We start from the raw sequence: 12,786 nt of genomic DNA on the forward strand, positions 1-12,786 counted from the left end.
TCAGTGACCTTTTTGCGACCGCGGCATGGTCTTGCCCATGTCTGTCGGCCGGGCGATTTCGGCTTCGAACATTTCGACGATGCGCGCAAGCGCCTCGTCCTCGGTGTATTCGCTTTCGCGCGAATAGGCGCGCGCGGCATGGCGAGCGATATCGACGAGCATCAGCCCCCACATGTCCGGGTCCTCGAAAGCGCGCTGGAACGCGATCGACAGGCCGCCATCGACGACGAAAGCGCGCAGCACCTCGATCGCATCGTCGCGACCTATCACGTCGGGCGGCAGCGGCTGCTCCTTGGGACCGGCCATGGGCTCTACCGATAGGACACGGCCTTGGCGGCCGCGACCACCTCGGCAACCGATGGCAAGGCGAGCTTTTCGAGATTGGCGGCATAGGGCATCGGCACGTCCTTGCCGGAGACCCGTGTGACCGGCGCATCGAGATAATCGAAGGCATGCTCCATGATCCGCGCGGCGATCTCGGCGCCGACACCGCTCTGCTGCCAGCCCTCCTCGACCGTGACCGCACGGCCGGTCTTCTTCACCGACGCGACAATCGTCTCGGTGTCCATCGGACGGATGGTGCGCAGATCGATCACCTCGGCCTCGATGCCTTCCTTGGCAAGTTCGTCGGCGGCCTTCAACGCATAGCTCATGCCCATCGCCCACGAGACGATCGTGACATCCTTGCCCGCGCGTGCCACCCGCGCCTTGCCGATCGGCACCACGAAATCGTCGAGCTTCGGTACCTCACCGCTATGGCCGTACAGCACCTCGTTCTCGAGGAAGATCACCGGATTGGGATCACGGATCGCGGCCTTCAGCAGGCCCTTGTAGTCGGCCGCGGAATACGGCGCGATCACCTTCAGGCCCGGGACCTGCGAATACCATGCAGCATAATCCTGGCTGTGCTGGGCGGCGACGCGCGCGGCGGCACCGTTCGGACCGCGAAACACGATCGAGCAGCCCATCTGGCCGCCGGACATATAGAGTGTCTTGGCGGCCGAGTTGATGATCTGGTCCATCGCCTGCATGGCGAAATTCCAGGTCATGAACTCGACGATCGGCTTCAGCCCCGCCATGGCCGCGCCGATGCCGACGCCGGCGAAGCCGTGCTCGGTGATCGGCGTGTCGATGACGCGCCGCGCGCCGAATTCCTGCAGCAAGCCCTGGCTCACCTTGTAGGCGCCCTGATATTCCGCGACCTCTTCACCCATGATGAAGACATCGGGGTCACGCCGCATCTCCTCGGCCATCGCGTCGCGCAAGGCCTCGCGAATGGTCTGCGTGACCATCTCGGTGCCGGCGGGCACTTCGGGATCGGGCGCCGCGGCGACGACGGGGGCGGCCGGTGCAGGCGCCGCGGGTTTGGGCGCGGGCGCTTCGGCCTTTGCCTCGGCGGGCGCCGCCTCGGCCTTCGCCGGCGCAGGCGCCTTGGCGAGGTCGGCGGCGCTTTCGCCATCGGCAAGGATGGTGGCGATCGGCGTGTTCACCGCCACGTCAGCGGTCCCTTCCGGAATCAGGATCCTGCCGAGCGTGCCTTCGTCGGTCGCCTCGACTTCCATCGTCGCCTTGTCGGTCTCGATCTCGGCGATCACATCGCCGGATTTGATGGTCTCGCCTTCCTTTTTCAGCCATTTGGCGAGGTTGCCCTTCTCCATGGTGGGCGACAGCGCGGGCATCAGCACTTGAATGGGCATATCGGCTCCCGAAAATCGCTCTTGAAGTTTCTTCTGAGCGGCGGTGGGTCAGCGGTAGATGTCGGCATAGAGCTCCGACGGATCGGGCTCGGGATCGTGCTGGGCGAAGTCGGCAGCGGCGTTGACGATGTCGCGCACCTCGGCGTCCATCGCCTTCAGCTCCTGCTCACTCACTTTTGCCGCGAGCAGGCGGTTGCGGACCTGTTCGATCGGATCCTGGTCGTGGCGGACCTTCTCGACTTCCTCGCGGGTGCGGTACTTCGCGGGGTCGGACATCGAGTGGCCGCGGTAGCGATAGGTCTGCATTTCCAGGATGAAGGGCCCCTTGCCGGCACGGCACCAGGCGGTGGCCTCGTCGGCCGCGGCCTTCACGGCGCGGACATCCATACCGTCAACCTGCTTGCCCGGAATGTTGAAGGAGACGCCGCGCTTGGAAAAATCCTGCTGCGCGGAAGCGCGCGACACCGAGGTGCCCATGGCGTAGCGGTTGTTCTCGATGACGTAGATCACCGGCAGCTTCCACAGCTCGGCCATGTTGAAGCTCTCGTAGACCTGTCCCTGGTTGGCGGCGCCGTCGCCGAAATAGGTCACGCTGACGAAATCGTTACCGCGATAGCGGTTGGCGAAGGCAAGGCCGGTGCCGAGCGACACCTGCGCGCCAACGATACCGTGACCGCCGAAGAAGTTCTTTTCCATGCTGAACATGTGCATGGAGCCGCCCTTGCCCTTGGAGTAGCCGCCGCGGCGCCCGGTAAGCTCGGCCATCACGCCCTTGGCGTCCATGCCGCAGGCCAGCATGTGGCCGTGATCGCGGTAGCCGGTTATGACCTCGTCGCCCGGCTTCAAGGCCATCTGCATGCCGACGACGACGGCCTCCTGTCCGATATAGAGATGGCAGAAGCCGCCGATTGCGCCCATGCCGTAGAGTTGTCCGGCCTTCTCTTCAAAGCGCCGGATCAAGAGCATGTCACGCAGCGCCTTGAGTTCCTGTTCCCTGGTGAATTCGGGGGGAGAGCTCGCCTCCTGCCCTGATTCTTTCGCGACGCTTTTCTTGGGTGCGGCCATGACAATTCCGGATGAGAGGAGCCAATGAACCCTCTCTAGCCCAACTCAAATCGCCTTTAAAGGATTGCATTCGCGGGACGGACTATTGCTATGCCGCACTGCAACGCGGCGCGACATTTTTGTGATGGAGCGCGACACATTTTGAAATTTGAAGACGCGTCAATTCGCCTTGTTGATCCGGACCAGATCACGCGGGCTGGCGTAGTCGAGCTGGAAGCGCGCGCGTTCGTCCAGCATGTCCGGATCAACGCGGTCGGACCGCAACAACGACACGCGCTGCTCTCCTTCGGCCCGCTCCTGTTTCAGCCGCGCCAGCTCCGACGTCAGAGCGACGATTTCCTGGTCGAGCTCCTGACGCGCGTTCAGACCGTATTTGCCGGTATACGCATTGACCCCGAAATAGCTGACCATGAGGGCGGCTATCGTATAGAGGGCGAGCCCTGTCAGGATCGACTTGAGTCGTGTGCGGGAAACCATGGCCGACACCATGGGGCGGCCTGGTTAATGGACTCCTAATCCAAAGCATGGTGCGAAAGGGCGCGCAGCGTTTGCGGGGATCATGCTCAAACAAAGAGAGAGATCATGATGCGATCCACATAATCGCATCATGATCTAAAGGCTCCTGGCCTCGCCTATTTGTTGTGCGCCTCGACATGAGCCGCGAACGCAGCAATGTACTGCTGCAACACGGTCTTCAGCGCCTCCTTGGTGAGCTCTCCCTTGTCGTCGAAAGCGTCACCGACACCATTCAAGTAGATTTCCGGCTGCTGCAGGATAGGACCCGCGATGCCCGGAAGGATGTTCTGCAGGTGCTTGGCGGCGCTGACGCCGCCGAGCGGCCCCGGCGAGCTGGAGACGATGCCGGTCGGCTTGCCGTTGAACGAGCTCTTGCCGTAGGGACGCGAGGCGACATCGATCGCGTTCTTCAGCACGCCCGGAATCGAACGGTTGTATTCGGGAGTGACGAACAGCACGCCGTTCGACTTCTGAATCTTCTCGCGGAAGGCGAGCCAGTCCGCCGGCGGCGCCGCTTCGAGGTCCTGATTGAAGAAGGAAATCTCGTGCAGCGTGGTGACGTCGAGCCTCAGCGAGGTCGGCGCAAGCTTGGCGATTGCCCTGGCGACCTTGAGCGAGAAGCTCTCCTTGCGCAGGCTGCCGACGATTGTGACGATGCTGTGAGCCATGGGATTGCCTCGGAGTCTTCGTTGTGAAACTGGATTCTGTCCCTTTCAGCTACCGGCCCAGCAATAAAGATGCAAGTGCATGAACAGTGCAAATTTGTAAATCCACCATTTGCAGATTTGATGGATGGCGCCGTGACAGGCCGTCCCTCGCGGGACGGCCGTTCACAGACTCGTCATCATTCCTTGTTCGGGTTGATGAGGAATTTCTCGCCGGTCGAGCGCTTGGAATAGACGGCCATGTTTTCGAGCTGTAGCGCTTCCTGCAGCGACACCACCCTGGTGTAATGGCTCGCGAAAGTGGTCTTCAACTCCGCCACCACACGCTGGCGCAGCTTGGCGCCTGCTTCCGGGCCGATCTTCATCAGGAACGGAAACAGCAGCCAGCCGCCGACACCCCAGGCCATGCCGAAGCCGCGCGGCAGTTCGATCGCGCGGTTGTCGAGGCTGCCATAGACATAGACCTGCTTGTGCACGCTCGAGCCGTAGCGGCTGTAAGCCTTGGCGGTCTTGTTGATCGCGGCCTCCATTGCCACCAGGATCTGGCCCGCGAGCTTGCCGCCGCCGATCGCATCGAAAGCGATTGTCGCTCCCGTCTCCACCAGCGCATTGGTAAGGTGATCCATGAAACCAGGCGCGGTGGAATCGACGACATGCTTGGCACCGATCCCATGCAGAATGTCGGCCTGCTCCTTGCTGCGCACGACGTTGACGAGCCCGATGCCGTCCTTGAGACAGATCTTGTTGAGCATCTGGCCGAGATTGGACGCCGCCGCGGTGTGCACCAGCGCCTTGTGGCCTTCGCGCCGCATGGTCTCGGTCATGCCGAGCGCCGTGAGCGGATTGACGAAGCAGGATGCCCCTTCAGCCGGCTTGGTGCCATCCGGCAGCGGCAGGCACTCATTGACCCGCAGCGTACGATACTGCGCATACATCGCGCCGCCGATCATCGCGACGGTCTTGCCCATCAGTGTCTTCGCGGCATCGGACGAACCGGTCTTGATCACGACGCCTGCGCCTTCATTGCCGACGGGCATCGACTCGTCGAGCCGCGCGGCCATCGCACCCATCGCAGCCTCTGGCACCTTGGCGGTGACGACGGGCAGTTCGCGGGTGCCCGAGACCTTCGCGGTCGACAAATCGGCGGGACCGGCCAGAAGCCCGAGGTCGGACGGATTGATCGGCGTCGCCTCGACGCGGACCACGACCTCATTGGGCTCGGGCTCGGGTGTCGGGACGTTGACCAGCGAAATTTCGAGCTCGCCGCTCTTCTTGATCAGCGAACGCAGTTGCAAGCCGCTCTTGCCGTCGCTCATTGCATGTCCTCCCTGAACTTCCATGTACCGCCTGGGCCCCGGATGCCCTGCGGGGGGAGCCTGGGCCGCGTTTGGCGCATGTCGATATGCGCCGGGCCGGCAATGATGTCCAGTCGCTGACGATTTCAGGAAGGAGCGCGACCTTGACGCGTCGCGGCTTGCGCAACGAGGTCCACCTGTTGCATGAGCCGAACGGCCGGAAACCGGAGAAGCGTCCGTCGCCGGCGACGTCTGCCACGTCGCCAGCCCCGCTGCCCCGATGACGTCTCAGGCAAGCGCCTTCAGCGCCGCCTTCCCGGCATATTTCGCCTGCGTGCCAAGCTGCTGCTCGATCCGCAGCAGCTGATTGTACTTGGCGGTGCGGTCCGAGCGCGCCAGCGAGCCGGTCTTGATCTGACCGCAATTGGTGGCGACCGCGAGGTCGGCGATGGTGGAGTCTTCCGTCTCGCCGGAGCGGTGTGACATCACGGACGTATAGCCATATTTGTGCGCCAGCTCGACGGCGGCGAGGGTCTCGGTCAGCGTGCCGATCTGGTTGACCTTGATCAGGATCGAGTTGCCGCGGCCGTTCTTGATGCCGTCGGCGAGCCGCGTGACGTTGGTGACGAAGAGGTCGTCTCCCACGAGCTGGCACTTCTTGCCGATCAGGTCGGTCAGTTCCTTCCAGCCTTCCATGTCGTCTTCGGACATGCCGTCCTCGATGGTGACGATCGGATAGCGCGCGACGAGGTCGGCGAGATACTTCGCCTGCTCCGACCGCGAGCGGGTCTTGTGCTCACCGCCGTAGACGTAAGAGCCCTCCTTGAAGAATTCGGTCGAGGCACAATCGAGCCCGAGCATCACGTCGCTGCCCGCGGTGTAGCCTGCCTTGCCGATCGCGTTCATGATGAAATCGAGCGCGGCATCGGCCGTCGGCAGGTTCGGCGCGAACCCGCCCTCGTCGCCGACATTGGTGTTGTGGCCGGCCTTCTTCAGCTCGCCGCGCAGCGTGTGGAAGATTTCCGAACCGCAGCGCAACGCCTCGGCGAAGGTGTTGGCGCCGACCGGCAGGATCATGAACTCCTGGAAGTCGATCGGATTGTCGGCATGCACGCCGCCGTTGATGATGTTCATCATCGGCACCGGCAGCGTCCGCGCCGAGGTGCCACCGACATAGCGATAGAGCGGCATGTCGTGGGCCTCTGCCGCCGCCTTGGCGCAGGCAAGCGAGACGCCGAGAATGGCATTGGCGCCAAGCCGGCTCTTGTTCGGCGTGCCGTCGAGTTCGATCATGACCTGGTCGATCGCGACCTGATCCTCGACGGCCTGGTCGCTCAGTGCCTCGAAGATCTCGCCGTTGACGGAGGCAACCGCCTTCTGCACCCCCTTGCCGAGATAGCGCGCCTTGTCGCCGTCGCGCAGTTCAACCGCCTCATGCGCACCGGTCGAGGCCCCGGACGGCACCGCTGCGCGGCCGATCGAACCGTCCTCGAGCACCACATCGACCTCGACGGTCGGATTTCCGCGGCTATCGAGGATTTCGCGGCCGATGATGTCGATGATTGCGGTCATGACGTACTCTTTCTCGAGAGGGTGGGCTTGATGCGCCGCGTCATACACGGCGCGCAAGCAAATGTGAACGGCTCGGCTCGCCCGCGGGTCTGACGCGGCAATGTGGTGGGTTTATGCTGTTTGGAGATTACCTTCGCGTGCTGGCCCACCGCTTCACAATGCCGAGGTAACGCGATGAATCGCCGCCAGTTTCTCGCCTCCGCAACGGCCGCAATTTTGACCACCAGCGCAGGCGCGCGGGCCGCCTCGCCCCAGGACGGTCCGTTCCGGACGAAATATTTCAACCTCGACACCGGGACCGGCCCGCACGATGTTACGGCCGCTCCCGACGGTGCTGTCTGGTTCACCGGCCAACGCAACGGCGCGCTCGGACGGCTGGACCCGCGTGACGGCTCATTCAAGCTGGTCGCTCTCGGCAAGGGCGCCGCGCCTCACGGCGTCACGATCGGACCCGACGGCGCACCGTGGGTGACGGAGGGCGGGCAGAATGCCATCGCCCGGGTCGACCCTGGCGATCACAAGGTTACGCTGTTCCGACTGCCCGGGAAGGCCGCCTATGCCAATCTCAACACCGGCGTGTTCGACAAGCGCGGGGTCTATTGGTTCACTGGCCAATCCGGCTTCTACGGCCGGCTCGATCCGAAGTCCGGCGACATCGAGGTGTTCGAGGCGCCCCGCGGCGTCGGGCCTTATGGGATCACGGTCACGCCGAAGGGCGACATCTGGTACGCCTCGCTCGCCGGTAGCCATATCGCGCGGATCGATCTTGCGACCGGCAAGGCCAACGTGATTGAGCCGCCGACACCGAACCAGGGCGCGCGGCGGGTCTGGTCGGATTCCAAAGGGCGGATCTGGGTCAGCGAGTGGAACAGCGGCAACGTCTCGGTGCACGACCCCGCGGACGGATCGTGGAAAGCCTGGAAGCTGCCCGGCAGGAGCCCACGCACCTACGCGGTCTTCGTCGACGACAAGGACAAGGTCTGGCTCACCGATTTCTCGGCCAACGCGATTGTGCGCTTCGATCCCGCAAGTGAAACGTTCAACGCGTTTCCGAGCGACCGCACGGGCGCCAATGTGCGCCAGCTCGACGGCAGGCGCGGTGAGGTCTGGGGCTGCGAGTCCGGCCAGGACCGCCTGGTCCTGATCCAGACAGCGGAGCCTGCCTGACGTTTGCTGGCACGCAGGCAGTTGACGAAAGGGCCCGCTTGCGTCCATTTCGGCCTCCGGAAAGATGAGGCCCATGGCGAAAAAACCCCTGCAACTCGGCCGCGCCGTTGAATGGCCGGACAGCCCGGAAAAGGCGGTACTCGACCGCGTCCCCAATCCGCAGGCAGGCACCGACTATCTGGTGCGTTTCGCCATCCCGGAATTCACCTCGATCTGTCCGGTGACCGGCCAGCCGGATTTTGCGCATCTGGTGATCGACTATGTGCCCGGCCGCTGGCTGCTCGAATCCAAATCGCTGAAACTCTACACCGCGAGTTTTCGCAATCACGGCGCGTTCCACGAGGATTGCACCGTGATGATCGGCAAGCGCATCGCGGCCGAGATCAAGCCGAAATGGCTGCGCATCGGCGGCTACTGGTACCCGCGCGGCGGCATCCCGATCGACGTGTTCTTCCAGACCGGCCGTCTGCCGAAAGGCGTGTGGGTGCCGGATCAGGGCGTCGAGCCCTATCGCGGGCGGGGCTAGCCTCAAGGCTTGACGTCCGGCCGGGCCGCAGCATCGGCCGGAAGCTGCTGTTTCAGGAATTTTGCACAGACGAAGCCGAGCACCACCATGATCGCTGCAGCAGCGATGAGGGTGGGCGTCTTGCCGGCGTGCTGCAGGCCGAAGCCATAAACGATCGGACCGACGGTCTGGCCCATGAAGAAGAAGAATGAGTGCAGCGACAGCGCGGTGGCGCGCGCTTCAACGGAGAGTTCGCTGGCGAACACCTGCAGACAGCCGTGGATCATGTAAAATCCCCAACCCATCAGGAGCAGGCTGAGCGTCTGCAGCTTCCAGCCAAGCCCGAAGGCGACGACGCCGAGCTGCATGCCAACCAACGTCGTGCCCGCGATCATCATGCCCCTCACCCCGAGCCACGGCAGGAAGCGCGACACGGTCAGCGTGTAGAGCAGGCCGCCGACCGCGAAGCCGGCGATCACGATGCCGGCGATCGAGAGCGAGGTCTCGCCGAGTTCGAACAGGAACGAGGCGATGAAGGGAAATAGCCCGAGCACGCAGCAGCCTTCGATGAAGACGGCGGAATAGCAGATACGTGCATTCGGGTTGGCCAGGATGGTGCGATATCCCGCCTTGAGCGCAGTGAAGCTCGTCCTCGGCGGACGCCTCAGCGCCGCGCCGCGAAACCCCGCCGCCACCGCAATCGCCACGATAATGACGAGCCCGCCAAGCACGGCGAGCACGCCGCGCCAGCCGAGCAGATCGCCGATCAGACCCGAGGCGGTCGCGCCGAGCAGATTCCCGCTCATCGATCCCGCGAGCGTCCGCCCGATCGCGAGCTGCCGCTTGTCGGGGCCGACGAGATCGCTGGTCAGCGACAGCGCCACCGGAAATACGCCGCCCGAGCCGATGCCGGCCAGCACCCGCGTCACGAACAGCATCGGAAACGACGTCGAGAGCGCGCCGAGGACGTTGGCGGCGCCGAGCAGCACGAGGCAGATGGTCATCAACCGCGCCTTGCCGAACAGGTCGGCGGCTGCGCCGATCGCCGGCTGGACCACGGCAAAGGTGAAGGCGAACACCGCGGCAAAGCTCGCGGCGGTCGCGATGCTGACGCCGAAATCATCGGCGACGTGCGGCAGCACAGGATCGAGCGCGCGCACCGACAGGCTCGCCGCGAAGGTCGCCAGCGTGATGATGTTGAGGGCGGGCGGCATCCCGCTCTTGGCCGTCACGGCAGCAAAGGCTCCATCAGGACGTTGCCTTGGCGAGCGCGTCGAAAGCCGTCAGCCGCTTGATGAGAGATTCGAAATCGCGGAGCGGCACCATGTTCGGACCATCCGAGGGCGCGTGATCGGGATCGGGATGGGTCTCGATGAAGACGCCGGCGACGCCGACCGCAACCGCCGCGCGCGCCAGCACCGGCACGAATTCGCGCTCGCCACCGGACGACGTCCCCTTGCCGCCCGGCTGCTGCACCGAATGGGTGGCGTCGAAGATAACGGGCGCGCCGGTGGTGCGCGCCAGGATCGGCAGCGCACGCATGTCCGAGACCAGTGTGTTGTAGCCGAACGACGCGCCGCGCTCGGTGACCAGCACGTTGGCGTTGCCTGCGCCGGTGATTTTCGCAACCACGTTCGCCATGTCCCAGGGCGCCAGGAATTGTCCCTTCTTGACGTTGACGACCTTGCCGGTCGCCGCCGCTGCCAGCAGCAGATCGGTCTGCCGGCACAGGAAGGCCGGAATCTGCAGCACGTCGACGGCCTGCGCCAGTTCGGCGCACTGGGCAGGCTCGTGCACATCGGTGAGCACGGGCAGGCCGAGCGAGGAGCGGATCTCGGCAAAGATCGGCAGCGCCTGCGCCAAGCCGATCCCGCGCGCTGCCGACGCGCTGGTGCGGTTGGCCTTGTCGAACGAGGTCTTGTAGACCAGCCCGATCCTCAGGCGAGTGGCGATCTCCTTCAGCGCGGAGGCCACTTCCAGCGCGTGCGCACGACTCTCGAGCTGGCACGGCCCGGCGATGATCGAGATCGGCAAATCATTGCCGAACCTGACCGGACCAACGGTTACAATCGGTGCTGCAGAGGTCTTCGTCGTCACTGGGCTTCCCTTGCAATTCGCGCGGACCATGCCGGTCCGCGCCGTCAGGATCAACCCCGTCGGGCCCTGAATATCAGGGTTGCAACGACCTCACTTTACTGAGGAAAACGCAGTCGGGGCCAGCAATTGATTGGTGACGTTGGCGACGATCTGGCCGTCCTCCTCGCTCTTCGCACGCGCGGCGAGCCAATCCGGATCGCCCATGAATGCGGTCCATTTCTTCTCGCGTTCGGCGAGCGATTCCCAGGCGAGCAGATAGGTCAGTTCCTGGTTGGAATCGCCGACCAGCGTGGTGAAGAACCCGGCCTGACGGATGCCGTGCTTGTCCCACAGCTTGAGCGTGACGGTCTCGAAGCGCTTCAGCAGCGCCGGTAGCCGGCCCGGCAGGCAACGATAGACGCGGCTCTCGTAAATCATTGGCGATCCCTCCTGATGGTTGAGCGGGAGGTTATAGCGAGCGCATCAGTCACTGTCTTGAGGGGTGACAACATGGCACCCTGCTCGTCCGCGCGATGCTCAACGCGTCGTCCGCTGCGGTCTAGACCAAGCGCGACTGCACCACCGCGGCCTGAATAAAGGACGCGAACAGTGGATGCGGCTCGAAGGGACGCGATTTCAGCTCGGGATGGAATTGCACGCCGATGAACCAGGGATGATCCTCATATTCGACGATCTCCGGCAACACGCCGTCCGGCGAAAGCCCTGAGAAGCGCAGGCCGTGCTGCTCGAGGCGGTCCTTGTAGGCGGTGTTGACCTCGTAGCGGTGGCGGTGACGTTCGGAGATTTCGGTGGCGCCGCCATAGACCCGCGAAACACGGCTGCCGCGCTTGAGCGTTGCGGGATAGGCGCCGAGCCGCATCGTGCCGCCGAGATCGCTGTTCCGCGCGCGCTTCTCCAGTTCGTTGCCGCGCAGCCATTCGGTCATCAGGCCGACCAGGGGCTCCTCGGTCGGGCCGAACTCGGTCGAGTTGGCGTCTTCGATGCCGACCAGATTGCGCGCGGCCTCGATCACGGCCATCTGCATGCCGAAGCAGATGCCGAAATAGGGCACGTCGCGCTCACGCGCGAACTGTGCCGCCCTGATCTTTCCTTCCGCTCCGCGCTGGCCAAAGCCGCCGGGCACCAGGATGCCGTTGACGTGCTCGAGGAACGGCGCCGGGTCCTCGTTCTCGAACACCTCGCTCTCGATCCAGTCGAGATTGACCTTCACCTTGTTGGCGATGCCACCATGCGAGAGCGCCTCGATCAGCGACTTGTAGGCGTCCTTCATGCCGGTGTACTTGCCGACGACAGCAATGGTCACCGCGCCTTCGGGGTTGCGGATGCGCTCATTGATGACGTTCCAGCTCTGCAACGCCGGCGGAATCTTCGGCTGAATGCCGAATGCGGCCAGCACTTCGTCGTCGAGGCCGGCGGCGTGATAGGCCTCGGGGACCGCGTAGATGTTGTCAACGTCGCGCGCCTCGATCACGGCGCTTTCGCGCACGTTACAGAACAGGCCGAGCTTGCGCCGCTCCTCCTTCGGGATTTCGCGATCGGTGCGGCAGAGCAGAATATCCGGCTGGATGCCGATCGAGCGCAGCTCCTTCACCGAGTGCTGGGTCGGTTTTGTCTTGAGCTCGCCGGCGCTTGGAATGTAGGGCAAAAGCGTCAGGTGAATGTAGACCGCGTGATCGCGCGGCAGCTCGTTCTTGAGCTGGCGGATCGCCTCGAAGAACGGCAGGCCCTCGATGTCGCCGACAGTGCCGCCGATCTCGACGAGCACGAAATCGAACTCGTCATTGCCATCAAGCACGAATTCCTTGATCGCATTGGTGACGTGCGGGACCACCTGGATGGTAGCGCCGAGATAATCGCCGCGGCGCTCCTTGCTGATGATGTCCTGGTAGATGCGCCCGGTGGTGATGTTGTCGGCCTTGGTGGCCGGCCGTCCGGTGAAGCGCTCGTAATGGCCGAGATCGAGATCGGTCTCGGCGCCGTCGTCGGTCACGAACACTTCGCCGTGCTGGTACGGCGACATCGTTCCGGGATCGAGGTTGAGATAGGGATCGAGCTTGCGGAGACGGACCTTGTACCCGCGAGCCTGCAGCAGCGCGCCGAGTGCCGCCGAAGCCAGACCCTTTCCGAGCGAAGACACCACGCCGCCGGTGATGAATATGTACCGCGCCATGGGACTTAACCTTTAATCCGACTTCCGCGATTCGCAA

At 64.0% G+C, this 12,786-nt stretch carries 13 protein-coding genes; 2 read left to right on the forward strand and 11 right to left on the reverse strand.

The window, feature by feature from the left end; translation table 11 throughout:
- From JQ553_RS30005 to eno, 7 genes are all read right to left on the reverse strand, one after another.
- Complete coding sequence (locus JQ553_RS30005) at positions 1 to 306, reverse strand: DUF5076 domain-containing protein (RefSeq protein ID WP_212503672.1); 306 nt, start codon at positions 304 to 306, stop codon at positions 1 to 3.
- 5 nt (positions 307 to 311) lie between these two features.
- A complete protein-coding gene (locus JQ553_RS30010; protein WP_212503673.1) occupies positions 312 to 1,697 on the reverse strand; it encodes a pyruvate dehydrogenase complex E1 component subunit beta in 1,386 nt (461 codons plus the stop codon).
- 48 nt (positions 1,698 to 1,745) lie between these two features.
- Positions 1,746 to 2,762, reverse strand: a complete 1,017-nt coding sequence (gene pdhA, locus JQ553_RS30015; protein WP_212503674.1) for a pyruvate dehydrogenase (acetyl-transferring) E1 component subunit alpha — start codon at positions 2,760 to 2,762, stop codon at positions 1,746 to 1,748.
- Positions 2,763 to 2,921: 159 nt separating this feature from the next.
- Positions 2,922 to 3,239: a septum formation initiator family protein gene (locus JQ553_RS30020; RefSeq protein ID WP_212503791.1), complete on the reverse strand. Its 318-nt coding sequence runs from the start codon at positions 3,237 to 3,239 to the stop codon at positions 2,922 to 2,924.
- 155 nt (positions 3,240 to 3,394) lie between these two features.
- Positions 3,395 to 3,946 (reverse strand): NADPH-dependent FMN reductase, encoded by a 552-nt coding sequence (locus tag JQ553_RS30025; RefSeq protein ID WP_212503675.1) that lies wholly within the window; start codon positions 3,944 to 3,946, stop codon positions 3,395 to 3,397.
- A 176-nt stretch (positions 3,947 to 4,122) separates the two neighbouring features.
- Entirely contained in the window at positions 4,123 to 5,259 is a 1,137-nt protein-coding gene (locus tag JQ553_RS30030; protein WP_212503676.1) for a zinc-binding dehydrogenase, read from the reverse strand.
- Between the two features lie 267 nt (positions 5,260 to 5,526).
- A complete protein-coding gene (gene eno, locus JQ553_RS30035) occupies positions 5,527 to 6,810 on the reverse strand; it encodes a phosphopyruvate hydratase (protein ID WP_212503677.1) in 1,284 nt (427 codons plus the stop codon).
- 174 nt (positions 6,811 to 6,984) lie between these two features.
- Between eno and JQ553_RS30040 the strand changes: the two genes are divergently transcribed.
- Together JQ553_RS30040 and queF are read left to right on the forward strand one after the other, a co-directional pair.
- Entirely contained in the window at positions 6,985 to 7,977 is a 993-nt protein-coding gene (locus tag JQ553_RS30040; RefSeq protein WP_212503678.1) for a lyase, read from the forward strand.
- Positions 7,978 to 8,041: 64 nt separating this feature from the next.
- The gene (gene queF, locus JQ553_RS30045; protein WP_212503679.1) at positions 8,042 to 8,503 is read left to right on the forward strand and encodes a preQ(1) synthase; all 462 of its coding nucleotides are present in this window, start codon (positions 8,042 to 8,044) and stop codon (positions 8,501 to 8,503) included.
- Between the two features lie 2 nt (positions 8,504 to 8,505).
- On the opposite strand, the gene JQ553_RS30050 is transcribed toward queF, so the two are convergent.
- From JQ553_RS30050 to JQ553_RS30065, 4 genes are all read right to left on the reverse strand, one after another.
- On the reverse strand, positions 8,506 to 9,696 hold the full coding sequence (locus JQ553_RS30050) for an MFS transporter (RefSeq protein ID WP_212503792.1): 1,191 nt from the start codon (positions 9,694 to 9,696) through the stop codon (positions 8,506 to 8,508).
- Positions 9,697 to 9,730: 34 nt separating this feature from the next.
- Positions 9,731 to 10,609 carry a 3-deoxy-8-phosphooctulonate synthase gene (kdsA, locus tag JQ553_RS30055; RefSeq protein ID WP_249144693.1) on the reverse strand — a complete coding sequence of 293 codons (879 nt, stop codon included), beginning with the start codon at positions 10,607 to 10,609 and terminating at the stop codon, positions 9,731 to 9,733.
- A gap of 60 nt (positions 10,610 to 10,669) precedes the next feature.
- Positions 10,670 to 10,996: an NIPSNAP family protein gene (locus JQ553_RS30060; protein WP_212503681.1), complete on the reverse strand. Its 327-nt coding sequence runs from the start codon at positions 10,994 to 10,996 to the stop codon at positions 10,670 to 10,672.
- A 121-nt stretch (positions 10,997 to 11,117) separates the two neighbouring features.
- Positions 11,118 to 12,749, reverse strand: coding sequence for a CTP synthase (locus tag JQ553_RS30065; RefSeq protein WP_212503682.1), 1,632 nt, complete (start codon positions 12,747 to 12,749; stop codon positions 11,118 to 11,120).
- Between the last annotated feature and the right edge of the window lie 37 nt (positions 12,750 to 12,786).

It is taken from the genome of Bradyrhizobium lablabi (assembly GCF_018131005.1).
In the GTDB taxonomy this organism is placed as follows: domain Bacteria; phylum Pseudomonadota; class Alphaproteobacteria; order Rhizobiales; family Xanthobacteraceae; genus Bradyrhizobium; species Bradyrhizobium lablabi_D.